Here is a 24,858-nt window from a genome sequence, read left to right as displayed (position 1 = left end):
AGAAACCCCGTGAGAAGCAGGATCCTGTTATCGGTGACGGCCTTGTCGGCCGGCGTCTTCCTCATCCCGCCCGCCCCGGCCGCCGCGGCCGGGCCCCGCCCCGACTTCCGCGCCCCGTGGCCGTGCGGACAGGTGCGGGACTACTACCACCACTCCACCGAGGTCGCCAACGCCATCGACTTCAACATCGCGGGCTCCGGCGACCTCGGCACCCCCGCTCTGGCCTCGGCGCCCGGCACGGTGATCGAGACGGTCACCGGCCACCCCGGCTACGGCAACTACGTCCGCGTGGACCACGGCGGCGGCTGGACGAGCCTCGTGGCGCACCTGGACCGGATCACGGCCACCAGGGGCCAGTGGGTCGACTACGGCGCCGAACTCGGCAAGGTCGGCAGCACCGGCAACTCCACCGGCCCGCACCTGCACTACGAGCAGGAGGCCGACGGCGGCAACCAGCCGATCGTCATCGACGGCGTGGCTCTCCGCTACAGCGAAGCCGCGGCCAAGCACACCAGTGGCAACTGCGGTGGCGGCGGCCCGCTCCTGGGCGGTTCTCCGGCGGACTTCGACGGTGACGGCAAGGACGACATCGTCACCTTCACGCACGGCGCGAACGCCGACGTTTACGTGGCGAAGTCGACCGGCAACGCCTTCGACGGCACGTCGGTGAAATGGCACGACTACTTCGCGTTGAGCGGCGAGGTCCCGCTGACCGGCGACTTCACCGGCGACGGCAAGGACGACATCGTCACGTTCACCCAGGGATCCAACGCCGACGTGTACGTGGCGCCGTCCACCGGCACGGGCTTCGGCGCCGCCGGGAAGTGGCACGACTTCTTCGCGCCGAGCGGGGAGATTCCCGCGGTCGGCGATTTCGACGGCGACGGCAAGGACGACATCGTCACCTTCACCCGTGGCACGGCCAACGACGTGTACGTGGCGCTGTCGACCGGCACCGGTTTCGGCACGGGCGTGAAATGGCACGACTGGTTCGCGCTCAACGGCGAGTTCCCGGCCGTCGGCGATGTCAACGGCGACGGCAAGGACGACCTGATCGTCTTCACCCAGGGCTCGACGAATGACGTGTACGTGGCGACCTCCACCGGGACGGGTTTCAACGCCGCGGTGAAGGCGCACGACAATTTCGCGCTCGCCGGTGAGCAGCCCCGGATCGCGGACGTCAATGGCGACGGCAAGGACGACATCGTCACGTTCACCAACAACGGCCTCGGTGATGTGTGGGTCGCCGTTTCCGACGGCCGGGGCTTCGGTCCGGGCGTGAAGTGGAACGACTGGTTCGCTCCGAACGGCGAGTTCCCCTACACCGGTGATTTCGACGGTGACGGCAAGGACGACATCGTCACCTTCACCAAGGGCGCCACGAACGACGTGTTCGTGGGGTTGTCGAACGGCACTTCCGCCTTCGGCACCGGCATCAAATGGCATGACTTCTTCGGCCTCGACGGCGAAACCACCCTCTGATCCAGGAGCCATCATGCGCAAGTCCCGAATCGGCCGCGCGTTATCCGTCACCGCGGGCGCGCTGGCGATCGCCGCTGCCTCGGCCATGCCCGCCCAGGCGGCCCCCGACCCCGGCAAGCACCGCTCCAACGCCGAACTCCTCCTCGCCTGCCCGTCCGTCCCCGCCACCCACGACCAGTGGGTGACGACCGCCGTCTACCGGGTCGGCCGCAGCCTCAACGCCAACGACAAGGTGATGCTCGCGGCGTTCGAGACCGGCTGGGTCGAGTCCCACATGAACAACCTCAACTGCGGCGACAAGGACTCCCTCGGCGTCTTCCAGCAGCGTCCGAGCCAGGGCTGGGGCACCCCTGAGCAGATCCTCGACGTCAGCTTCGCCGCCAACTCCTTCTTCACCCGGGCCATCAGGAACGACGCGGCCAACCCCGGCTACACCCCGGGGCAGCTCGCCCAGAGCGTCCAGCGCTCCGCCTTCCCCGACCGCTACGACCAGTCCGAGGCCAAGGCCCGCTCGCTCCTGAACGAGGCCGCCTGGATGCACGGCATGCAGGCGGGCTCGCCGGCCGACTTCGACGGCGACGGCAAGGACGACATCATCACCTTCGCCAAGAACGCCTCGGCCGACGTGTACGTTTCCACCTCGAGCGGCACCGCTTTCAACGGCACGTCGGTGAAGTGGCACGACTTCTTCGGGCTGGGCGGCGAGACCACCTACACCGGCGACTTCACCGGTGACGGCAAGGACGACGTCGTCACGTTCACGCACGGCTCCAGCGGCGACGTGTACGTGGCGCCGTCCACCGGCACGGGCTTCGGTCCCGCCGCGAAATGGCATGACTTCTTCGCGCCCGGCGGCGAGATCGCGGCGGTCGGCGACTTCGACGGCGACGGGAAGGATGACATCGCGACCTTCGCCCGCGGGACGACCCAGGACGTCTTCGTGGCCCTGTCCAATGGGAACGGGTTCGGCGCGGGCCAGAAATGGCATGACTTCTTCGGCCTCAACGGCGAATTCCCGGCGGTGGGTGATGTCAACGGCGATGGCAAGGACGACATCATCGTCTTCACCCAGGGTTCGACGAATGACGTGTACGTGGCGACGTCCACCGGGACGGGTTTCAACGCCGCGGTGAAGATGCACGACAATTTCGCGCTCGCCGGTGAGCAACCCCGGATCGCGGACGTCAACGGCGACGGCAAGGACGACATCGTCACGTTCACCAACAACAACCTCGGCGATGTGTGGGTCGCGATTTCCAACGGTCAGGGCTTCGGTCCGGGCGTGAAGTGGAACGACTGGTTCGCTCCGAACGGCGAGTTCCCCTACACCGGTGATTTCGACGGCGATGGCAAGGACGACGTCGTCACCTTCACCAAGGGTTCCACGAACGACGTCTTCGTCGGCCTGTCGAACGGCACTTCGGCCTTCGGCGCCGGGGTCAAGTGGCACGACTTCTTCGGTCTCAACGGCGAAACCACCCTCTAGAAGGAGCCGGAACAATGCAGTGGAAGCATGTGCGTAAGGCCGCCTTATGCGCGGCCGTCGGCGGGCTGCTGCTCACCGCCAGGCCCGCCGTCGCCGCCCAGGCGGACGGGCTGGACAAGGCGTTCGCCGACGCGACAGCGGAATACCAGGTCCCCAAGGACCTGCTCGTGGCGGTCGGTTACGGTGAGACGCATCTCGACGGCCACAACGGCGCACCCAGCAGCGACAACGGCTACGGCGTCATGCACCTGGTGAGCAATCCGCAGCACAAGACCCTCGAACAGGCCGCCAAGCTCACCGGCGAGCCCGAGGCCGACCTGAAGAGCGACACCGCGGCCAACATCCGCGGCGGCGCGGCGGTCCTGCGTGCTCTCGCCGACCAGGCGGGGCTCGACACGTCGAAGCGCAAGGACGTCAACGCCTGGTACCCGGTCGTCGCACGCTACGGCGGCGCCGCCGATGACCAGGTGGCCCGCCTGTACGCCGACACCGTCTACGGCCTGCTCGCCCAGGGCATCAAGGCCGAGGTCGTCGTCCAGCCGCGCAAGGTGAGGCCGGAGCGCGGCACGTACGAGAAGGTCAAGCCCCTGGCGGCCACCACCGGTGAACCCCAGGCCGGCATCCTGAGCACCGACTACCCGCCGGCGCACTGGGTCCCCGCCAACGGCAACAACTACTCGCCCGGCCGCTCCAGCCCCATCCGCAAGATCGTCATCCACGTCACCCAGGGCTCCTACGCCGGTACGATCAGCTGGTTCCAGAACCCGTCCGCGCAGGTCAGCGCCCACTACGTGATCCGCTCGTCCGACGGCGACGTCACGCAGATGGTGCGCGACACCGACACCGCCTACCACGCACGGTCCTCGAACGCCGAGGCCCTGGGCATCGAGCACGAGGGCTTCGTGGACAACCCGTCGTGGTTCACCGACGCCATGTACCGCTCCTCGGCCGCCCTGACCCGCTACCTGGCCGACAAGTGGGGCATCCCGCGCACCCGCGCGAACATCGTCGGCCACAACGAGCTCCCCGGCAACGACCACACCGACCCCGGCCCGCACTGGAACTGGGACTACTACATGTCCCTCGTCAACGGTGGCGGCGGCTCGCTCCTGGGCGGCTCTCCGGCGGACTTCGACGGCGACGGCAAGGACGACATCGTCACCTTCACGCACGGCGCGAACGCCGACGTTTATGTGGCGAAGTCGACCGGCAACGCCTTCGACGGCACGTCGGTCAAGTGGCACGACTACTTCGCGTTGAGCGGCGAGGTCCCGCTGACCGGGGATTTCACCGGCGACGGCAAGGATGACATCGTCACCTTCACCCAGGGGGCGAACGCCGACGTCTACGTGGCGCCGTCCACCGGGAGCAGCTTCGGGGCTGCGGCCAAGTGGCACGACTTCTTCGCGCCGAGCGGTGAGGTGCCGGCGGTCGGCGACTTCGACGGTGACGGCAAGGACGACATCGTCACGTTCACCCGTGGGACGGCCAACGACGTGTACGTGGCGTTGTCCAACGACCACGGATTCGGCGCCGGCGTCAAATGGCATGACTGGTTCGCCTTGAACGGCGAGTTCCCGGCGGTGGGTGATGTCAACGGTGATGGCAAGGACGACATCATCGTCTTCACTCAGGGTTCGACGAATGACGTGTACGTGGCGACGTCCACCGGGACGGGTTTCAACGCCTCGGTGAAGATGCACGACAATTTCGCGCTCGCCGGTGAGCAGCCCCGGGTCGCAGATGTGAACGGTGACGGCAAGGACGACATCGTCACGTTCACCAACAACAATCTCGGTGATGTGTGGGTCGCGATTTCGAATGGTCAGGGCTTCGGTCCGGGCGTGAAGTGGAACGACTGGTTCGCCCCGAACGGCGAGTTCCCCTACACCGGTGATTTCGACGGTGACGGCAAGGACGACATCGTCACCTTCACCAAGGGCACCACGAACGACGTGTTCGTGGGGTTGTCGAACGGCGCTTCCGCCTTCGGGACCGGGGTCAAGTGGCACGACTTCTTCGGCCTCAACGGCGAGACCACCCTGTGAAAGGCACGCGGATGATGCGAAAGCTGCTCGCCGCGCTGGCGACGAGCCTGCTTCTCGTGGCCGCCCCCGTCGCCGTGACAGCGCAGCCCGCTGTCGCGGCGGCGGGGGCCGACAAAGGGCCGATCGGCTGGGACGTCTTCCGGCGCCTCGACCGGCTCCCGTACCTGAGCCCCGGCACCCAGACCCGGCAGTTCTCCAGCTTCGACCGGGCCGGCGCCAACTTCCAGGACGGGTTCGGCGGCGTGTACTCCTGCCTGCGCACCTCGGGAAGCCAGTGCGTGATCGCCGAGGACACGGGCGCCGGCGAGATCTCCTCGATCTGGTTCACCAGGGACGGCGGCGACGTGTCGGCCACCGGCACGATCACCATCGAGCTCGACGGCGCCGTGGTCGTCAGCGCGCCGCTGCAGAGCCTGGTCAACGGGCAGGTCGGCGGGCCGTTCGTCTTCCCGCTGGTGGCCAACGCCGACCAGAGCTCGGGCGGTGTCTACATCAAGGTGCCGATGCCGTACCGCCACTCCATGCGGGTGTACACGCAGCACAACCCGCTCTTCTACCACGTCACCTACCGCCACTTCCCCGACGCGGAAGGGGTGCGGCGGTTCGACCCCGCAGAGAACGCCTCCGACGTCGTCAACCTGCTGAAGGCGTCCGGCACCGGCGACCCCAAGCCGGCCCGGCCCGGCGCGCAGACCGTCACCCAGAAGGCGAGCCTGACGGCGGGGCAGCAGCGCGAGTTCGCCCGGGTGACCGGCTCCGGCGCGATCTCCGCGCTGCGGGTGCGGGTCCCGGACGCGTCGGCCACCGACGACACCCTGGCCGGGCTACGGCTGCGGCTCGACTTCGACGGCCGGACCACCGTCGACTCTCCGGTCGGCGAGTTCTTCGGCGCCGGTCTGGGCGAGTACCCGGTCAAGTCGCTGCTGTTCGCCGTGGACACCGCGGGCGGCGGCTGGTACACGACGTGGTGGCCGATGCCGTACCGGTCCGAGGCCAGGGTGAGCCTGGTCAACGGTGCCGGGCGCACGCTGGACGACCTGGAGGTACAGGTCACCTCCGCGGCCGACGCCTCCTGGGCGGACGCGCTCGCGCCCGGCGGCCAGGCCGGCTATTTCGCCACCGAGTCGCGGCGCGGCTCGGTCGTACGTGACTCCGACTGGCTGTTCTCCGACCGCACGGGACGGGGCAAGTTCGTCGGCGTCTCGCACACCATGAACGGGCTCATCTCCGAAGGTCTCACGCGGGAGTACCTGGAGGGCGACGAGCGCGCATACGTGGACGGCGCGCTGACGCCGCAGCTCCACGGCTCCGGGACCGAGGACTTCTACGAGTCCGGCTGGTACTTCAACCGCGGTGAGTTCAACGATCCGCTGGCTGGCAACCCGGCGCACGAGAAGGCCGGCGGCGGCTGCCCGTACGAATGCGACGCCGCGTACCGGCTCATGCTCTCCGACGGCGTGGAGTTCTCCTCCGCGCTCAGGTTCGGCATCGAGCACGGCCCGCAGAACGACAAGCCCGCCACGTACGGTTCCACCGCGTTCCTCTACTCGCAGCCCACCTTCGGCACGCACCGCACGAGCGTGCTCGACGTCGGCGACGCGGCCGGCAGGGCCGCGCACGACTACCGGGAGAGCGGCGCCGCCACCCAGGCCACGCTCGCCTCGGTGTACGAGGGGGACGAGGACCACCAGACCGTGCGCGGGGTGACGCGGTCCACGTCGAGCCCCGTGTCGTTCCAGCTCGGCGTGGACGCCGGCAACGCGGGCGTGCTGCTGCGGCGCACCTCCGACCAGGCTGCCGCCGGCCAGGCGGCCCGGGTCCTGGTGGACGGGGTGGACGTCGGCGAGTGGCGGCAGCCGCTCGGCAACGGCACCCAGCGCTGGCTGGCGGACACGTTCGCGCTGCCGGTGAGCGCCACCGCGGGCAAGTCCTCCATCAGGGTCGAGCTGCGGCCCACGGCCGGCGCGCCCCCGTGGACCGCGGCCCGGTACGCCGCCGACAGCCTCGTCCCCGCGCAGCACGCCGACGACCGGGCGCCCACGGCGGCTGAAGGGCCGTCCCTGGTCGGCGGCGACAGGCACGCGCTGCACCTCACGTGGCGCGAGCCGGACGACGACCTCGGCATCCGCGAATACCGCGTGTACGGCTCCACCTCGCCGTCCGCGCAGAACACGCTGCTCGGCACCACCCGAGCGCCCGGCTTCACCCACGGCCCGCTGGCCGCCGGCGCGACCTGGTACTACCGGGTGGAGGCGGTGGACCTGTCAGGCCGCACGGCCGCCGCCGGGCCGGTCGTCTCCGGCCGCACCGGCACGCCCACCCGCACCGACCTCGACAAGGACGGGCGGGACGACGTGCTGACCTTCACCCGGGGGAGCACCGGCGACGTGTACGCCTCGCTCTCCGACGGGACGAGGTTCGTGCAGGACGGGTGGAAGTGGCATGACTCGTTCGCCGTCGGCCAGGAGATCGCCCTGACGGGTGACTTCGACGGCGACGGCCGCGACGACGCGGCGACGTTCACCCGGGGGAGCGCCGCCGACGTCTTCGTGTCGCTGTCGGACGGCACGAAACTCGTGCAGAACGGCTGGAAGTGGCACGACTACTTCGCCGCCGGCACGGAGCTCCCCGCCGTGGGCGACTTCGACGGCGACGGCCGCGACGACATCGCGACCTTCACCCGGGGCGACTCGGGTGACGTCTGGGTGGCCCTGTCGACCGGGTCCGGGTTCGGGGCGTCGCGCAAGTGGCACGACCGCTTCGTGATCGGCGACGAGCTCCCGGCCGTGGGCGACTTCGACGGCGACGGCCGGGACGACGTCGCGGCCTTCACCCGGGGCACGTCCGCCGACGTGTTCGTGGCGCTGTCCAGCGGCAGCGTCTTCCGGCACGACGGGTGGCGCTGGCACGGCAACTTCGCCGTCGGCTCCGAGACGCCCGCCGTCGGCGACTTCGACGGCGACGGGCGAGACGACATCGCGACCTTCACCGGCGGTGCGGCGGCCGACGTCTTCGTGTCGCTGTCCGACGGCGGGAGGTTCGTGGAGAACGCCTGGAAGTGGCACGACAACTTCGCGGGCGGCGACCAGGTCCCGGGCGTCGGCGACGTCAACGCCGACGGCAAGGCCGACGTGATCGCCTTCACGCGGGGCGACGCCGCGGACGTGTTCGTGGCCACCTCGGAGACCGGCCGTTTCCAGCCGACGCCGATCAAGTGGCACGACCACTTCGCCGCCGGTACGGAGTGGCCGCAACCGAGCCAGATCCGCTGACCTGCCTCACGGCACCCGAGCCCGCTCCCGTCCCTCCGGGAGCGGGCTCATCGAGCTACCGTCGCTGAGTGCTCGCAGGCGCTGGAGCGCGCGGTGTGAAGGCGAGCCCGGGACGGCGGTGTAGAGGACGATGCGATGTTCCCCGCCGGGCAGGGGCAGGACGTCGCAATCGAGCTCCATCACGCCCACCACCGGGTGCATGGCTCGCTTCGTCACGGTCCGCTGCACTTCGATGTCCTGCGCCGCCCACAGCTCGGCGAACAGCGGGCTGGCCGCCGTCAGCTCATCCACGATCTCCCGTACGTCGGGATCGTCCGGGTAGCGGCCGCTGGCCCGCAGATCGGCGACGGCCTGGCGGGCATGGTCGGCGTGGTCACTCAGCAGGGCGGGAGCGCCGCCGAACAGCCAGCGCAGCGTGTTGCGCCGGCGGGGCGGTCTGGCCGCCGGGTCGCCGATGAGCGCGACCAGCATCCGGTTCCAGGCGAGCAGGTCCCAGCAGACGTTGACGATCACGGCGGGATACTCGTCGAGGCGATCCAGCAGGCGCAGCGCGTGCTCGGGAACCTCCGGCGCGGTGCCGGTCCGGACCGGGGCCTGGCCGCCCATCCGCAGCAGGTAGTCGTGCTCGTCGCCGGTCAGCCGCAGCGTGCGGCTCAGCGCGGCGAGCACCTGCGCGGACGGCTGCGGCCCGCGGCCCTGCTCCAGCCGGATGTAGTAGTCGACCGAGATCCCGGCCAGCAGCGCGACCTCCTCGCGGCGCAGGCCCGGCGTCTGGCGCCGGCGGCCGGGTGCCAGCCCCGCCTCTTCCGGCCTGACCCGCTCGCGCCTGCTCCGCAGAAAACTGCCCAGCTCGTCCTTGTTCATCGTCTTCCATCATGGCCTGGTATCACGAGTCCCAGGCCCACGGGGGCCTACCCGCCGTCCCGGCCGCGCGGCCAACCTGGTGGCATGACGATTCTGGTGACCGGGGCGCGCGGGCACGTCGCGCGCGGCCTCGTACAGCGACTTCTCGCCGCGGGACAGCCCGTCCGCGCGGCCGGCCGGAACCCGGGCGCGGCCCGCCTGCCCGCCGGGGTGGAAACGGTGCTCTGCGACCTCGCCGACCCGGACACGTTCGACGCCGCGCTCGCCGGCGTCACCAAGGTCTTCCTGTACGCCGAGCGACGCGGCCTGGACGACTTCGTCACCCGCGCCGCGACCGCCGGGGTGGAGCACATCGTCCTGCTGTCCGCGCTGCTCGCCGACCCCGCCTCGACCGACGCGATCGGCCGCCTGCACGGCGACGCCGAGCAGGCCGTGGCCCGCTCGGGAATCGCCTGGACGTTCCTGCGCCCGGGCGCCTTCGCCACCAACACGCTCCAGTGGGCGCCGTCGGTCCGGGCCGAGGGGGTGGTCCGCGACCCGTTCCCGGACTCGCGCTCGGCCCCCGTGCACGAGGCGGACATCGCGGCGGTCGCCACCCTCGCCCTGACCGAACCGGGACACGAAGGTGCGACCTACCCGCTGACCGGGCCGGAGCTGGTCAGCCGCAGCCGCCAGGCCGAGCTGATCGGGGAGGCCATCGGCCGCCCGGTCCGCTTCGTCGTCCAGGATCTGGAGGAGTACCGCGCGGAGCTGAGCGCCTGGACGACGCCCCAGGTCGCCGACGTGGTGATCAAGGAGTCGGCCGCCGCCGTCGACCGGCCTTTGCCCCCCACGGACACGGTCGAGAAGGTCACCGGCCGACCCGCCCGCGCGTACGGCGAGTGGGCCCGCGACCACGCCGAGGACTTCCGCGACGAGCCCTCGTGATCGTGGCCCTCAGGAGCCCTTGACCAGCGCGAACGCGCCACGGGTCAGCCCCAGCTGCTCCGAGAGCGCCCGCGCCTGGTCGAACGGGGTCTTCGGATCGATCGCCAGGGTCGTCACCACGAACGACCTCCCGTCCGCCGTCCTGGCGAGGTAGCCCAGGTCGCTCACCCCGGGCTCCGACCCGCCCTTGAACCAGACCGACGGCCACTGGGCCCTGTCCAGCGCGAGCCCCGCGTCGTCGATCGACAGGGCCTCGCCGACGTGCTTGTCGGGCAGCTTCGACAGCCGGGCGAAGGCCTGGCACACCTGGGCGGGGGAGGCGTACCACTCGATCGTGTCCAGCCGGCGCGGCGCGGTCCACCCGGCGACGCGGGACAGCGGGACCTTGGCGACCACCCTGTCCAGGTAGGCCCGCTTCCCGGCCGTTCCCAGCGAGAGGTACTTCTTGGCGTGCCGCGGGTAGCCGGCGCCCTTGAGCACGAACATCTCCCGCGTGGTGAGCCAGGGCGTGTCGCGCCGGTCGCGGACGCCCCAGGCCCGCGCGGTACGCTCGACGTTCTTGCGGCCGGCCCGGTGGATGAGCAGGTCGGCGGCGGTGTTGTCGCTGATGGAGATCATCAGCTTGGCGGCCTCCAGCACTGACACCTCGCTGTTGTCCGGGCGGTTCTGCAGCTCGCCCGACCCCAGGCTCTTCAGCTCCGGCGTGATCGTGAGCCGGGTGTCCCACCCGAACGCCCCGCTCGCGATGCGTTCGGCCACGGCCCCCAGCACGTAGAGCTTGAACATGGAGCCGAGCGGGCGCGCCGTGCCGGGGGCGACGGAGTGCACGGGGCGGCAGGCCCCGTCCTTGGCCACCTCGGCGGCGATGAAGCCGGCCTGCGGCGCGAGCCTGCTCAGCCGCTGGTCCAGCTCCGCCCAGTCCTTGGGCGCGGGGGAGACCTGCGGCCGGAACAGCAGGCCGCTGATGAGGCCGGCGCCGTCCGTCGTGAGCGACAGGTCGAACAGGACGCCGGCCGCCTCGACCGTGGCGACGAGCAGGGCGCTCTCCGACCTGGTGAGCTCCTGGAACCGCATGCCCTTGAAGCCGGTCAGGGTCTGGTTCAGCCGGTCGGCGGGGACGCTCTGGAGGAACTCGGCGGCGAAGTGCTGCCTCAGCTCGCTCTCCGGGATCGGCGGGCGCGTGGCGGCGTCGAGCAGCCAGCGCAACTGCCGGCCCGCGGGCGTGTCGGGGATCTCGGGCGCGGCGACGGCGGCGGCTTGCACGGGCGCGGTCTGACCCACGCTGACCGCCGTCATCGTGGCCGCGACGGCTGCCGCCGACAGAAAGCGGACGGGCTTGTTGTTTCTCATGGTGCTCAGGCAATCGCGGCGGGGTCATGGCGGGCCACCATGGGAGCCACCGTTCTGGCTGGTGGGGATCGCCGTACGAAATATGCGGATAACCTCATAGCCCTCTCGCCGATCACTCACGACGATGGGGGCTTATGGGTTCGAGGCTGGTGGCCGGGGTACTGGCGACGGGCGCGGCCGCCGGCATCGTGGCCAACGTGATCATCACGAGCCGCATCACGGCGAGCCGCGGCGTCCCCCTCCCGGTGACCGAATGGGTGTACATGGTGGTGGCGCTGCTCATGCCCGCGCTGGGCTGGTTGCTGGCCACCCGGCGTCCCGAGCTGCGGTACGGCTGGCTGCTCCTGCTCTGCGCACTCTTCCTGGGGGTCGGCCTGACCGGCGCGGGGTTGTCGATCATGGGCACGGTGCCGCTCTGGCTGACCGCCCCGCTCTCCTCCGTCCTCGCTGTCTTCTACGGCCTGAACTGGATCTTCGTCCCGCTGCTCTTCCCCGAAGGACGGCTGCCGTCGCGCCGCTGGCGCGCGTTCGCGTGGATCTCCGGCATCGCGATCGCCCTGCACGCCGTGGGGAGCACCCTGAGCGGCGGCGCCGCGCGCGAGCCGACGCTGGTCATGGAGTCGACGCTCACCCTGGTCGGGCTCTTGATGTCGGCCGCCGGCCAGCTCATCACGTGGATTATGGCAGCGATCGGGTTCTGCGGGCTCGTTCTCCGCCGGCGGCGCAGCGCGCGGGTCGAGCGGCGGCAGTACACCTGGATGGTCGGGGGCGTGGCCGTGAGCCTGCTGGGCGGCGTCGTCCAGATGGTGTTCCTCGCGAGGCTGCCGATGCTCGCGCTGTTCGGGACGATGGCCATGACGGGGGCGCTGCCCGTCGCGATCGGGGTCACCGTGGTCCGCCACCGGCTGCTCGACATCGGGATCGGCATCCGGGGCTCCCGCCTGCACCTGATCTTCGACGTACGGCCGACGGTGGACGAGGTGCTGTCCGACCTCGGCACCGCGCTGGAGGACGCGCCCGAGCCCGCGGAGCAGCTCGGCCGGGTGGCCGCGGCCGTGCGCACCGCGTTGGAGGCCACCTGGGCGGCCGTGACGCTGGCGGACGGCACCCGCGTGGTCGCCGGCCGGCAGGAGGGCCCGGCGACGCTGACGGTGCCGGTGCACGGAGGGCTCGGCCGGATCGAGTGCGGTCCCCGAGGCGTGGGCGGGCTGACGCGCGTGGACCGGCGGCTCCTGGAGGCGCTGGCCGTGCCGGCCGGGCTGGCCATCCAGAGCGCCGGCCTGGCCACCCGCCTGGTCAACGCCCAGGAGGCGGAACGCCGGCGCATCGAACGCAACATCCACGACGGCGTTCAGCAGCAGCTCGTCGCGCTCATCGCGGGTCTGGAGCTGGCCCGCTCCACCGGCGCGAGCCCCGACATGCTCGCCCACCTGCGCGAACAGGCCCGTCAGACGCTCGCCGACCTGCGCGAGCTGGCGGCCGGCATCCATCCGTCGGCCCTCAGCCAGGGCGGCCTGGTGGAGGCGGTGGAGGAACGCTGCTCCCGCCTGCCCGTGCACACGACGGTGGCCTCGGACCCCGGGCTGCGAACCAGGCGGTTCAAGGACGAGGTCGAGGGCGCGATGTACTTCACCGTCAACGAGGCCCTCGCCAACGCGCTCAAACACGCGGGTGCCGCCACCATAGAGGTGGGCCTGTCGCACGCGGGCGGCCGCCTGCGCGCCACGGTCGCCGATGACGGCAAGGGCTTCGACCCGGAGGCCGCCGCCCGCAGGGGGCTGGCCACGCTGTCCGACCGGCTGGACGCGCTCGGCGGCGGGCTCGACCTCGACAGCTCGCCGGGAAAGGGGACACGGGTGAAGGCGTGGGTGCCGGTCGATGGGTGAGCTGATCCGTACGGTGGTCGCCGACGACCACTACCTCGTACGCGAAGGAACCCGCCAATTGCTCGACATGTCGGGCGAGATCACGGTCGTCGGCGCGGTCGGCAACGCCGACGAACTCCTCGACGCCGTCCGCCGCCTCGGCCCCGACGTCGTGGTCACCGACATCCGGATGCCGGGCGGCGACTGGCGGCCCGGCTTCGAGGGCATCGACGCCGCCCACCGCATCAGGACCGCGCATCCAGGGGTGGGGGTCGTGGTGCTGTCGCAGTTCGCGGACGCGTTGTTCGCGTTCGAGCTGTTCAAGCACGGCACCGAAGGCTACGCCTACCTGCTCAAGGACCGGGTCGGGGACCTGGACGAGCTGCTGGGGGCCATCAGGGCGGTGGCCTGCGGCGGCTCCGTCATCGACCCGAAGGTCGTGGAGGGCCTGCTGGCCAGGCGCGACGTCCGCGGCCAGCAGGAGGCGCTGACCGGCCGCGAACGCGACGTGCTCCGGGAGATGGCACGCGGCCGCTCCAACTCGGCCATCGCCAGGGCGCTTCATCTGTCGATCTCGTCGGTGGAGAAGAACGTCAACGCCATTTTCACGAAACTGGGGCTGGAGAACAGCGGGGACGTGCACCGGAGGGTCGCGGCGGTCCTCGCCTACCTCGGCCCCGATCGATAGGCGCTACATGCTCGACCGCTGACTACCATGGGTGGTCATGGAGTTGACGGAGCGATTCGAGTGGCGTGGGAGGCAGATCGCCTGGGGGCGCGCGGGCGCCGGGCCGGCGGTGGTGTTCTGTCATGGCACGCCGTTCTCGTCGGCGTTGTGGCAGCCGTTCGCGGAGGCCCTGAGCCGCGACTTCACCGTCTACCTGTGGGACATGCCCGGATACGGCCGTTCGTCCAAGCATGCCGAGCATCCCGTGGACTTCGGCGCGCAGGCCGATGCGTTCGCGGCGCTGCTCGCGCACTGGGGGCTGGAGCGGCCGCACGTGATCGCCCACGACTTCGGCGGTGCGGTGTCGCTGCGCACGCACCTGATCCTGGGCGTCGGCTACGCCTCGCTCATGCTCGTCGACGTCGTGGCCATCCCGCCCAGCGGCTCACCCTTCTTCAGGTTCGTGCAGGACCATCCTGACGTCCTGGGGCAGCTGCCGGCGTACATCCACACCGCCATCGTGCGCGCCTACATTCAGGGCGCGAGCCATCGCGGCCTGCGCGACGACGATCTCGACGCCCTCGTGCGGCCGTGGACGGGCGAGGACGGCCAGCCCGCCTTCTACCGGCAGATCGCCCACTATGACGAGCGCTTCCTCGAAGAGAACGAGGAACAGTTGGGCCGCATCAGCATCCCCGTACGGATCCTGTGGGGCTCCTGTGACGCGTGGATCCCCACCGAGATCGGCCGGCGGTTGCAGGGCCTGATCCCCGCCGCGGAGCTCTCGCTGATCGACGCCGCCGGTCACCTGGTCCACCACGACGCGCCCGTCCCGCTCATGGACGAGATCCGCGCCTGGCTCACCCGGCATGAATCTACAATGTAAAGGCGCCGGGGTCGGAAGCCGCGGCCACGCCGGTCTCTCAAAGTGGCCGCGGCCTGCCGGTCAGGCCGATCCAGCGAGGAGGGAAGTCGCCGTGAGCTCCTGCCGGTGCTGACGCGCCTGTTTGGGCATGTTCCAGCCGAGTACGGCGGTGGCCCGGCCGTCGTGGCGGTAGACGGCGACGAAGCGGCGTTCGGCCACCGAGCCTTCCGCGATGGACACCTCGGCGTCGGGTGACGGCATCCCGTGTACGTGGATCTTGGCGTCGAACTGGTCGGTCCAGAAGTAGGGGATCGGGGTGTAGGGGCGGTCGTCGCCGAGGAGGTTGCCGGCGACGGCGATCGCCTGTTCGGTGGCGTTGGTCCGGTTCTCCAGCCGGAGCGACCTGCCCAGGGTCTCGTGGTGCCAGCGGGCCACGTCGCCGACCGCGTAGACGCCTTCCGCGGCGCGGCAGCGGGAGTCGCACACCAGTCCGTTGTCCAGGTCGAGCCCGCTGCCGGCGAGCCAGTCCGTGGCCGGGGCGGCGCCGAAGGCGACCACGACGACGTCGGCCGGCAGCACGTCGCCGGTCTCCAGGCGTACCCCGGTGACGTGGCCGTGCCGTTCGGTCAGGCCGCTGACGGCGGCGCCGAGCCGCAGCTCGACCCCGTGCTCGGTGTGCAGGTCGGCGAGCAGCCCGGCGGCCGGTTGGCCGAGCTGGCAGGCCAGCGGCGCCGGTTGAGGGCCGGCCAGGGTGACGTTCACGCCCATGCCGCACGCGGTGGCGGCGATCTCGGCGCCGAGCACGCCGTCCCCGACGACCACCAGGCGCGTGCAGGACAGCAGGTCGGCCCGCAGCGCCAGCGCGTCGTCGAGGGTGCGCAGCACGTGGACGCCGGCCAGCCCGGCCTGGTCCGGCAGTGTGCGGGGGCGCAGTCCGGTGGCGACCACCACCGCGTCCGCGCTCAGAACGCGTCCCGATGCCGTGCGCACGGTACGGGAGGAGACGTCCAGCCCGGTCGCCGGGTCGCCGAGCACGAACTCCGCGTTCAGCGCGGCCAGCGTGGCCGGGGGCCGCAGCTGGGCTCGCTCGGGTTCCCAGCTGCCGGACAGGATCTGCTTGGACAGCGGTGGCCGGTCGTAGGGCAGGTGGGGTTCGGCTCCCAGCACGGTCGCCCGGCCTTCGTATCCCTTGCGGCGCAGGGCTTCCACGGTGGCCAGGCCGGCGGCGGAGGCGCCGGCCACGAGCACGTGGCCGGGGGTGCTCATGCGTCCTCGCTCACGAAGATCGCCGCTCCGGGGCAGACGTCGGCGGCCTCGCGGACGACGGGGTGGAGCTCCGCGGGCGGCCGCTCGTTGAGCAGGATCACGATCCCGTCGTCGTCTCGCTGGTCGAACACGTCCGGCGCGACGAGCACGCACGTGCCGGCGCCGCAGCACTTGTCCCGGTCAATGGTGACTTTCATGGTTTCGTCTTCCTTTAGGGGGATGGGTCAGGCGGCCTTTGGGTTGGGTCATCGGTGGCGCCAGGACGGCGCTGCAGGAGCCTTCGCCGCGAGATGGGTAAGTCAGTCGCTTGATTTAATTAAATCATATGATTGAGTTGGGTGGATGTGAGGTTCCCTACGATGCGGTGAAGGCCACGGGGAGGAGAGGGTGATGGCGGGCGGGAGTGCGCGGCCCGAGCGGGGGAGCGCGACGCGGGAGGTGATCCTGGCCACCGCGGAGCGGCTGTTCGCCGAGCACGGGGTGCACGCGGTGTCCAACCGCCAGATCAGCGAGGCCGCGGGTCAGGGCAACAGCGCCGCGGTGGGCTACCACTTCGGCACGAAGGCCGACCTGGTACGCGCCATCGCGCGCAGGCACGCCGACGAGATGGAGCAGCTGCGGGTGTGGATGGTCGCCGACGCCGCCGGCTCGACGGACGTGCGTGACTGGGTGGCCTGCCTGGTGCGCCCGTTCACCCGGCATCTGGAAGCGCAGGGCAGCCCCACCTGGTACGCCCGGTTCCGCGCGCAGGTGATGGCCGATCCGGCGCTCTACCAGATCACGGTCGAGGAATCGCTGCCGTCGCCCTCGCTGCGGCTGCTCGTGGACGGCCTGAACCGGTGTCTGAGCGACCTGCCGGCCACCGTGCAGAAGGAGCGCTGGGCCATGGCGCGTCACGTGATCGTGCACATGTGCGTCGAACGGGAACGCGCCCTCGCCGAGGGCGCCACCACTCTCCAGTCCAGCTGGGACGACCTCGCCTCCAGTCTGATCGACGCGATCGTCGGCCTGTGGCAGGCCCCGGTGACGCCTCGCCCGTAAGCCCGGGGCCTCGCCGTCGTTCTGTGTCACATAGTGAATCACGTGATTGACCAGATTAAATCATGTGATTCACTATGTGGCACGGACAGGCCGCCGAGCAGAGGAACGGTCGTGGGCAAGGCGATGCGGCAGGAACGCGGCAGTGGGACGCGTGACGTGATCCTGGCCACGGCGGAGCGGTTGTTCGCCGAACGCGGGATCCACGCGGTGTCCAACCGGCACATCAGCGAGACGGCGGGTCAGGGCAACAGCGCCGCGGTGGGCTACCACTTCGGCGCCAAAGCCGACCTGGTACGCGCCATCGCGCGCAGGCACACCGGCGAGATGGAGCGGCTGCGGGTGACCATGGTCGCCGACGCCGCCGGCTCGACGGACGTGCGTGACTGGGTGGCCTGCCTGGTGCGCCCGTTCACCGGGCATCTGGCCGCCCTGGGCAGCCCCACCTGGTACGCGCGGTTCTGCGTCCAGGTGACCAGCGACCCCGCCCTCCACCAGATCATGATGGAAGAGGCGCTCACGTCCGCCTCGCTGCGGATGCTCGTGGGCGGCCTGCACCGGTGCGTGCCCGGCCTGCCGCCCTTCGTGCGTGACGAACGATCCGTCATGGCACGTCACCTGATCGCGCAGATGTGCGTCAAGCGGGAACGCGCCCTCGCCGAGGGCACTCCCACCCTCCATCCGAGCTGGGACGACCTCGCCTCCAGCCTGATCGACGCGATCGCCGGACTCTGGCGGGCCCGCGTGACCGGCCTGCCATAAGCGAAAGATTCATGGAAAGGACCGACTCCTATGACGACCGAAAGCCTGGCCGAGGTGCCGGAGTTCCCGATGGCGCGGGAGGCCCGCTGCCCGTTCGACCCGGCCCCGGGCCTGTACGCCCAGCGCGAGCAGGGCCCGCTGACCAGGGTCCGGCTCTGGGACGGCAGCACCCCCTGGCTGGTCACCGGCTACGCCGAACAGCGCGCCGTGCTGGCGGACCCCAGAGTCAGCGCCGATCTCAGCAACCCCGGCTACCCCGCCACGGTGCCGCTGCCCGCCGGTGGCGTGAAGCGCAGCTTCATCGGGATGGACGACCCGGAGCACGCCCGGCTGCGCCGGATGGTCACCGCGCCGTTCGCCATCAAGCGCATCGAGGCCATGCGCCCGTCCGTGCAGAAGATCGTGGACGACCTCATCGATGACCTGCTGGCCGGCCCGAAGCCGGTGGACCTGGTGGAGGCGTTCGCCCTGCCGGTGCCGTCGCTGGTGATCTGCGAGCTGCTCGGAGTCCCGTACGCCGACCACGACTTCTTCCAGGACACCAGCAAGACCATCATCAACCGGACCTCGACCCCCGAGGAGCGGCAGGCGGGCCACCAGGCGCTGCACGCGTACCTGGACGGCCTGGTCGGCGAGAAGCTCGCCAATCCCGGCGACGACCTGCTGTCCGGGCTGGCCGAGCGGGTCAAGGCCGGCGAGCTGGCCCAGGACGAGGCCGCCCGGATGGGCGCGCTGATGCTGATCGCCGGCCACGAGACCACCGCCAACATGATCGCCCTGGGCACTCTCACGCTGCTGCGGCACCCCGGCCAGCTGGCCCTGCTGTGCGACGGCGACGACCCGAAGCTCGTCGCCTCCACCGTGGAAGAGCTGCTGCGCTACCTGAACATCGTGCACAACGGGCGGCTGCGCGTCGCCACGGAGGACCTCGAGGTCGCCGGGCAGACCGTGCGCGCCGGTGAAGGACTGATCATGGTCAACGAGATGGGCAACCGCGACCCCGAGGCGTTCCCCGACCCCGACGAGCTGGACATCCGGCGCGACGCCCGCCGCCACGTGGCCTTCGGCTTCGGCGTCCACCAGTGCCTCGGCCAGCCGCTGGCCCGCATGGAACTGCAGGTGGTCTACGGCACCCTCTACCGGCGCATCCCGACCTTGAAACTGGCCACCGAGCTGGACCGGGTCCCATTCAAGCACAACGGGCTGGTTTACGGCGTCTTCGAGCTCCCCGTCACCTGGTGACCCGGCAACGGTAGGAGCTCCAAGCCGCCGGTTCCGGGCAAGGAGACCCGTGCCCGCGCCTATCCGGTGAACGCATCGGCATGAGCGCTATGTGGATAGTGGGAGCTCGTGCAACGCTCATAGGCTCGCATGGCCAGAAGGCATCGGCATCTCCGGCCCTGCGAAAGGAAACCGAACGTGAATCGTGTCCTGCTTGTCTTGGCCGCGACACTTGCCATGGGGGTGGGAGGCGTCGTGGTCGCCGCATCGCCGGCCGTGGCCGCCGGTCCGGAGTCGGGTAACGGCGCTGTCCCGAGTACGGTCGTGGGTGACGAGACCGACAGCGTCCGCATCACGGGAGAATCTCCCACTCCATGAATTCAGGCGGCACCGCGCGCATTTCTCCGGGGCAAGCGCGGGAGTCGCGTACTTTCTTGATGAAATCAGCGCGCCGCTGCGCACGGCGGCTGCTCGACCCCAGGCAGAGGGGGCCATCCGGAGCGTGGCTGGGCCGGCCGGAGGCATGAGCCCGTTCCCCGGGAACGGCGGTGAACCGCAAACAACGGTCCACCGCCTTTTTCATATAAGTATTCCGTTGCTGGAAGGAACAGTTCGATGATCAACCCGTTCCGCATAGACATCCCGCAGGACGAGCTGGATGACTTACGAGACCGGCTCGCCCGTACCCGCTGGAGCGGCGAGATCGGCGGCCAAGGCTGGAGCCGCGGCGTCCCGACCGGGTACCTGCAGCAGCTCGCCGCCTACTGGGCCGACGGCTACGACTGGCGCAAGCACGAGGCCAGGCTGAACGACCTGCCCCAGTTCACCACCGACATCGACGGGCAGACCATCCATTTCGCGCACATTCGCTCTCCCGAGGCCGACGCCACCCCGCTGATGCTCGTCCACGGCTGGCCCGGCTCGATCGCCGAGTTCCTGGACGTCGTCGGCCCCCTGACCGACCCGCGCTCTTACGGCGGCGACCCTGCCGACGCCTTCCACCTGGTGATCCCCTCTCTGCCGGGGTTCGGCTTCTCCGTTCCGCTGCGCGAGGCGGGCTGGACGCACGGCCGCATCGCCGGCGCTTTCACCGAGCTGATGCACCGGCTCGGCTACTCCCGCTACGGCGTGCAGGGCGGCGACGTCGGCGCCTTCGTCGCCCCGGAAATGGGCCGCCAGGATGCCGAGCGCGTCCTAGGCGTGCACGTCAACGCCCTGGTCACCTTCCCGATCGGGCTCGATGGTGAGATGGACGACCTGACCACGTCCGAACTGGAGCGGCTGGCGCGCCTGGAGCACTGGCAGCAGGAGCAGAGCGGCTACGACAAGATCCAAGGCACCCGTCCGCAGACCCTGGGGCACGGCCTGAACGACTCCCCGGCCGGCCAGCTCGCCTGGATCGCCGAGAAGTTCAAGGAATGGACCGACAGCGCCGCGGACCTGCCCGAAGACGCCGTCGGCCGCGACGCTCTCCTCACCGATGTCAGCATCTACTGGTTCACGCAGACCGGCGCCTCTTCGGCCCACCTCTACTACGAGGCCCACCACGACCCCTCGGCCTGGGCACCGCGCGACCCCGGGACCGTGCCCACCGGCGTGGCGGTCTCCCTCACCCAGGACGTCGCCATCCGTCGATTCGCAGAACGCGATCACACCATCGTGCATTGGACCGAATTCGAGCGCGGCGGACACTTCCTGGCCCTGGAACAGCCCGGCCCGTTCGTCGCCGACGTGCGTGAGTTCTTCCGCTCCCTGCGCTGACCGTTCACACCGCCGCCACACTCCGATGGCGGCGGTCCGAGGCGCCGGCCGGCACGCTGTTGCCGACCGGCCCACAGTGCATCCACCGCCATTCGGCCTCCGGCCGTCCACGCGCCTCGCTCGGCGGTCCACCGGATCGTGCGACTCGCGTGCCAGCGCGGTCTCGAGCGCGTCGAGACGCAGCTCATCGGCCATGAGCCTGAGCAGGTTGACGGTGCCGCGGCACGATCCGGAAGCATGGCCCCTAATTTTTTTGTCGCGCTAACCTACCGAGTACTCGGTAAGTTAGGTATGGTCCCGTTACATTCCGCGAGGTGCTCGTCCGTCGCACCTGGGGAACGGACGAGAACGCGAGGAACGATCGCCATGCCTGCTGGACGTTCTGGACCGCGACGCGGTCCTGTCGGTCAATTGCTCGGCGTCGGGACGGGCCTGCCGGTAGCCCTGACGGCCTGCCCGTGATCAGCTTGCCGAACAACACGGCCGCGGCGCAGATCGTCCGGAACAACCTCGAGGATGCACCGAACGTGCTCCTGATCGTGGCGGACCAGCACCGCTACGACTGGATCGAGGGAACGGGCGACCTGCCGGTACGCACACCTCACCTGCGGAGACTGGCCGAGCGTGGCATGACGTTCCGCCGCGCCGTGACTCCCGCGCCGCTGTGCGCACCGGCGCGGGCCTGCCTGGCCACCGGTCTGGACTACGACTCCGGCCCGGTGCCGAGCAATTTCCACGATCTGCCGCCGGAGACGCGTACCTATTTCCGGACGCTCCGGGACGAGGCCGGGTACCACGTGGCGGGTGTCGGGAAGTTCGACCTGCACAAGGCGACGTTCGACTGGAATCTCGACGGCTCGCGGTGCCTGCGCGAGTGGGGTCTGGACGGTGGCATCGACAACGAGGGCAAGTTCGACTTGCTCTGGTCGGGGCGTACCGGACCCAAAGGGCCGTACATGAACCATCTGTACGGACGCGGGGTCGCGTGCCTGCACCTGCGGGACTTCGAACGCAGACGGCACGAGCCCTACTTCGACGTCGAGCCCAGCCCGCTGCCGGAGGACGCCTACCTGGACCACTGGATCGCGCGCAACGCCCGCGACGTCCTGTCGAACTGCCCTCAGGGGCGGCCCTGGCACGTGGTGGTGAACTTCGCCGGCCCGCACGATCCGATGGACGTGCCGCCAGGGCTGATCGACAGGTGGCGGGACGTCGAGTTCCCGGTTCCGGCCGGTGAGGATCCGGCCGACCCCCGCCACCAGGAGGTGCGGCGCCGCTACGCGGCCATGATCGAGAACATCGACGGCCACGTCGGCGGGCTGCTCGACCTGATCGCGGAACGGGGCGAACTGGAGAACACGGTGGTCGTCTACACCAGCGACCATGGCGAGATGCTCGGTGACCAGGGCATCTGGGGCAAGCAGGTCGCCCTGGACCCGAGCATCCGCATCCCGATGATCATCGCCGGACCGGTCGTCAGGCACCCTGGCCTCACCAGCGACGCCCTGGTCTCGCTGGAGGACCTGGCCGCGACCTTCCTCGACGTCGCGGGGCCGGCACCCGCGCGGTGGATGACCGCGCGGTCGCTGCTGCCCGTCGTGCGAGGGGAGACGCCCGAGCACCGCGACCATGTCGTGTCCGGGCTCGACCGGTCCGCCCGCGAGATCGAGCTCGCCCAGCGTCACTACGGGGACAACCGGTGGGTGGCCCTGCGCCGCTGGCGTGCCGTCTCCACCAGGACGCGCAAGCTCGTGGTGAGCGCCGACCTGCCCACGCCGGCCCTGTTCGACCTGGAATCCGATCCGTACGAGACCACGGACCTGGCCGGTTCGGAACCGGCGACGGTGCGTGAGCTGCTGGCCCGCCTCGACGATGACCTCGTGGCCACGCTGCTCGGAACGCGCACACCATCGCATCGAAGACCCTGCCGGCAGGGGAGTTCGAGGCGCCGGCTGGCCGAGGGGGAGGACCGGATGGAGGTGTTCCTCCGCACCCTCGAGGACAACGAGCGCAACCCCGTGCTCGTCCAGCTGTTCGCCCTGCTGTCGGCCGAGGGGCTGAGCCTTGAGCACCCGTCCCACGAATGGTGGGTCGAGCGGTACCGGGCCATCGTGATCTCCGTGCAGGGGTGGCTCACCGAGGTGATCGACGAGCGCAACCTGCCTCCGGGGCTGACCACGGAGACGGTCGCGCGATGGCTCATCGCGCTCGCTGACGGGCTGCGCGTCCAATGGCTGCTGGACCCCGACGCGGTGAGCCGGGCGGAGGCGGTCCGCCAGTTCGCCGACCTGCTGCGCTCACTGACCCGGCCGAACACGAACCCGGCCGGGCCGGCCGGCGAGGCATCGGATACGTGAGCACAACCGGCACATCACCACCCCTCCGACGGAAACAGAAAGGCCCGCATGCCAGCCCCCAACGTGATCGTGATCCTCGCCGACGACCTCGGCTATTCCGACCTCGGCAGCTTCGGTGGGGAGATCGACACTCCGCATCTCGACCGCCTCGCCCGCAGCGGCGTCCGGATGACGTCGTTCTACGTCACGCCGCGCTGCAGCCCCTCCCGTGCGGCCCTGCTGACCGGCCGGCACCCTCACTCGGTCGGAATCGGTGTCCTGACGGCCGACAACAGGCCGGCCGGCTACCGGGGCTCCCTGGACCAGAGCGTCCCGACCCTCGCGCAGAGGCTGAAAGACCTGGGTTACCGAACCGGGCTGGTCGGCAAATGGCACCTGTCGTCCGACACCACGACACCCAACGACACGTGGCCCACGCGCCGCGGATTCGACGAGTTCTACGGCATCCTGCCCGGGTGCAGCAGCTACTACCAGCCGCCGCTCATGTCGGGCGAATCGAGGGTGCCCGAGGCACACGCGGATCCGGACTACTACATCACCGACGACCTCAGCGAGCACGCCCGAGACTTCGTCGCCCGCGCCTCGGCCGGTGACACGCCGTTCTTCCTCTACCTGGCGTACACGGCTCCCCATTGGCCGTTGCACGCCCGCGAGCCCGACATCGCGAAATACCGCGAACGGTACCGGGCCGGCTGGGACACGCTCCGCGCGGAACGCTTCCGGCGCCAGGCCGACCTCGGTGTCGCCGGCGTCGCGGAACTGTCCCCGCGGGACGAGGCGGTTCCACCGTGGGCCGATGTCGACGACCACGCCTGGCAGGTGGAGCGGATGGCCACGTACGCCGCCCAGGTCGAGGTGATGGACCGCGGCATCGGTCAGGTCCTCGACCAGCTCGAACGGTCAGGGACCCGCGAGAACACGATCGTGATGTTCCTCTCCGACAACGGCGGGTGCGCCGAGGAACTGCCGCACCGTCCCGGACAGCCGTTCTTCGGCGAGGAGATCTGCCCCCGGCACACCCGGCTCGGCGAACCCATCGAGGCGGGCAACACCCCCCGGATCATGCCCGGTCCCGAGCAGGGCTACATCAGCTACGGCCGAGGCTGGGCGAACCTGTCCAACACGCCGTTCCGCCTCTACAAGCGCTGGGTTCACGAGGGTGGTGTCGCCTCCCCCTTCATCGTGTCGTGGCCGAGCGCGCTGCCCGCCGACCGGGTCGAACGGCGCCCCGGTCACCTGGTCGACCTGACCTCCACCATCGTGGAGGCGGCGTACGGCCACGCGGACACGGCGGGCCACAGCCTGCTGCCCGTGTGGCGGGGCGACGACCTTCCCGCCGCCGACGAACCCCGGACGTTGTGCTGGGAACACATCGGCAATGCCGCCGTACGACGGGGGCGCTGGAAGCTCGTACGCGAGTGGGGCGGCCCCTGGGAGCTGTACGACATCGAGGCCGACCGCGCCGAGAGCGAGGATCTCGCCCCGCGGGAGCCGTCGCTCGTCGCGGAGCTCGCAGCGGTCTGGGAACAATGGGCCAAGGACAACGCGGTCATCCCCTGGTCGGACGTGCTGGCCGACTTCCGCCGCCGGGGCCGGCCCGAGACCGAGGCGCTGAGGTAGGCGCCGA

At 70.3% G+C, this 24,858-nt stretch carries 18 protein-coding genes; 14 read left to right on the top strand and 4 right to left on the bottom strand.

Going from position 1 to position 24,858, the window contains the following annotated elements; all coding sequences use genetic code 11:
* Nucleotides 1–9: 9 nt before the first annotated feature.
* The 4 genes from ABZX61_RS21620 to ABZX61_RS21605 are packed head-to-tail and all read left to right on the top strand — an operon-like array spanning nucleotide 10 to nucleotide 8,288.
* Nucleotides 10–1,482 (top strand): FG-GAP-like repeat-containing protein, encoded by a 1,473-nt coding sequence (locus ABZX61_RS21620; RefSeq protein ID WP_355196991.1) that lies wholly within the window; start codon nucleotides 10–12, stop codon nucleotides 1,480–1,482.
* Nucleotides 1,483–1,495: 13 nt separating this feature from the next.
* Nucleotides 1,496–2,968: a VCBS repeat-containing protein gene (locus tag ABZX61_RS21615; protein WP_355196989.1), complete on the top strand. Its 1,473-nt coding sequence runs from the start codon at nucleotides 1,496–1,498 to the stop codon at nucleotides 2,966–2,968.
* A gap of 14 nt (nucleotides 2,969–2,982) precedes the next feature.
* A complete protein-coding gene (locus ABZX61_RS21610) occupies nucleotides 2,983–5,016 on the top strand; it encodes an N-acetylmuramoyl-L-alanine amidase (RefSeq protein WP_355196987.1) in 2,034 nt (677 codons plus the stop codon).
* 11 nt (nucleotides 5,017–5,027) lie between these two features.
* A complete protein-coding gene (locus tag ABZX61_RS21605; RefSeq protein ID WP_355196985.1) occupies nucleotides 5,028–8,288 on the top strand; it encodes a DUF2961 domain-containing protein in 3,261 nt (1,086 codons plus the stop codon).
* 6 nt (nucleotides 8,289–8,294) lie between these two features.
* On the opposite strand, the gene ABZX61_RS21600 is transcribed toward ABZX61_RS21605, so the two are convergent.
* Nucleotides 8,295–9,152: a helix-turn-helix transcriptional regulator gene (locus ABZX61_RS21600; RefSeq protein ID WP_355196983.1), complete on the bottom strand. Its 858-nt coding sequence runs from the start codon at nucleotides 9,150–9,152 to the stop codon at nucleotides 8,295–8,297.
* Nucleotides 9,153–9,236: 84 nt separating this feature from the next.
* Between ABZX61_RS21600 and ABZX61_RS21595 the strand changes: the two genes are divergently transcribed.
* Nucleotides 9,237–10,079, top strand: a complete 843-nt coding sequence (locus ABZX61_RS21595) for an NAD(P)H-binding protein (protein ID WP_355196981.1) — start codon at nucleotides 9,237–9,239, stop codon at nucleotides 10,077–10,079.
* 9 nt (nucleotides 10,080–10,088) lie between these two features.
* Here ABZX61_RS21595 and ABZX61_RS21590 read toward each other — a convergent pair whose 3' ends face one another.
* Entirely contained in the window at nucleotides 10,089–11,429 is a 1,341-nt protein-coding gene (locus tag ABZX61_RS21590) for a serine hydrolase (protein WP_355196979.1), read from the bottom strand.
* A 134-nt stretch (nucleotides 11,430–11,563) separates the two neighbouring features.
* Between ABZX61_RS21590 and ABZX61_RS21585 the strand changes: the two genes are divergently transcribed.
* From ABZX61_RS21585 to ABZX61_RS21575, 3 genes are read left to right on the top strand one after another with little or no spacing between them, the layout of a single operon-like run.
* Complete coding sequence (locus ABZX61_RS21585) at nucleotides 11,564–13,315, top strand: ATP-binding protein (RefSeq protein ID WP_355196977.1); 1,752 nt, start codon at nucleotides 11,564–11,566, stop codon at nucleotides 13,313–13,315.
* Entirely contained in the window at nucleotides 13,308–13,982 is a 675-nt protein-coding gene (locus ABZX61_RS21580; RefSeq protein WP_350741239.1) for a response regulator transcription factor, read from the top strand. The genes ABZX61_RS21585 and ABZX61_RS21580 overlap by 8 nt, the downstream gene beginning before the upstream one ends.
* Nucleotides 13,983–14,019: 37 nt before the next feature.
* Nucleotides 14,020–14,847, top strand: coding sequence for an alpha/beta hydrolase (locus tag ABZX61_RS21575; RefSeq protein WP_355196975.1), 828 nt, complete (start codon nucleotides 14,020–14,022; stop codon nucleotides 14,845–14,847).
* A 60-nt stretch (nucleotides 14,848–14,907) separates the two neighbouring features.
* Here the strand turns inward: ABZX61_RS21575 and ABZX61_RS21570 are convergent, their stop codons facing one another.
* Both ABZX61_RS21570 and ABZX61_RS21565 read right to left on the bottom strand, forming a co-directional pair.
* On the bottom strand, nucleotides 14,908–16,092 hold the full coding sequence (locus ABZX61_RS21570; RefSeq protein ID WP_355196973.1) for an FAD-dependent oxidoreductase: 1,185 nt from the start codon (nucleotides 16,090–16,092) through the stop codon (nucleotides 14,908–14,910).
* Nucleotides 16,089–16,289, bottom strand: coding sequence for a ferredoxin (locus ABZX61_RS21565; protein ID WP_355196971.1), 201 nt, complete (start codon nucleotides 16,287–16,289; stop codon nucleotides 16,089–16,091). The genes ABZX61_RS21570 and ABZX61_RS21565 overlap by 4 nt, the downstream gene beginning before the upstream one ends.
* A 193-nt stretch (nucleotides 16,290–16,482) precedes the next feature.
* On the opposite strand from ABZX61_RS21565, the gene ABZX61_RS21560 reads away from it, so the two are divergent.
* From ABZX61_RS21560 to ABZX61_RS21535, 6 genes are all read left to right on the top strand, one after another.
* Nucleotides 16,483–17,133, top strand: coding sequence for a helix-turn-helix domain-containing protein (locus ABZX61_RS21560; RefSeq protein ID WP_355196969.1), 651 nt, complete (start codon nucleotides 16,483–16,485; stop codon nucleotides 17,131–17,133).
* Between the two features lie 111 nt (nucleotides 17,134–17,244).
* Nucleotides 17,245–17,892 (top strand): helix-turn-helix domain-containing protein, encoded by a 648-nt coding sequence (locus tag ABZX61_RS21555; RefSeq protein WP_355196967.1) that lies wholly within the window; start codon nucleotides 17,245–17,247, stop codon nucleotides 17,890–17,892.
* 30 nt (nucleotides 17,893–17,922) lie between these two features.
* Nucleotides 17,923–19,134 (top strand): cytochrome P450, encoded by a 1,212-nt coding sequence (locus ABZX61_RS21550; RefSeq protein WP_355196966.1) that lies wholly within the window; start codon nucleotides 17,923–17,925, stop codon nucleotides 19,132–19,134.
* A 594-nt stretch (nucleotides 19,135–19,728) separates the two neighbouring features.
* The gene (locus tag ABZX61_RS21545) at nucleotides 19,729–20,874 is read left to right on the top strand and encodes an epoxide hydrolase family protein (protein WP_355196964.1); all 1,146 of its coding nucleotides are present in this window, start codon (nucleotides 19,729–19,731) and stop codon (nucleotides 20,872–20,874) included.
* A gap of 458 nt (nucleotides 20,875–21,332) precedes the next feature.
* The gene (locus ABZX61_RS21540) at nucleotides 21,333–23,231 is read left to right on the top strand and encodes a sulfatase-like hydrolase/transferase (RefSeq protein ID WP_355196962.1); all 1,899 of its coding nucleotides are present in this window, start codon (nucleotides 21,333–21,335) and stop codon (nucleotides 23,229–23,231) included.
* Between the two features lie 48 nt (nucleotides 23,232–23,279).
* Nucleotides 23,280–24,851 carry an arylsulfatase gene (locus ABZX61_RS21535; protein WP_355196960.1) on the top strand — a complete coding sequence of 524 codons (1,572 nt, stop codon included), beginning with the start codon at nucleotides 23,280–23,282 and terminating at the stop codon, nucleotides 24,849–24,851.
* The last annotated feature ends 7 nt before the right edge of the window (nucleotides 24,852–24,858 follow it).

The organism is Nonomuraea sp. NPDC003709, from assembly GCF_040610775.1.
Lineage (GTDB): Bacteria > Actinomycetota > Actinomycetes > Streptosporangiales > Streptosporangiaceae > Nonomuraea > Nonomuraea angiospora_A.
The sequence above is the reverse complement of the archived record's forward strand: the minus strand, read 5'-3'. Positions and strand labels throughout refer to the sequence as shown.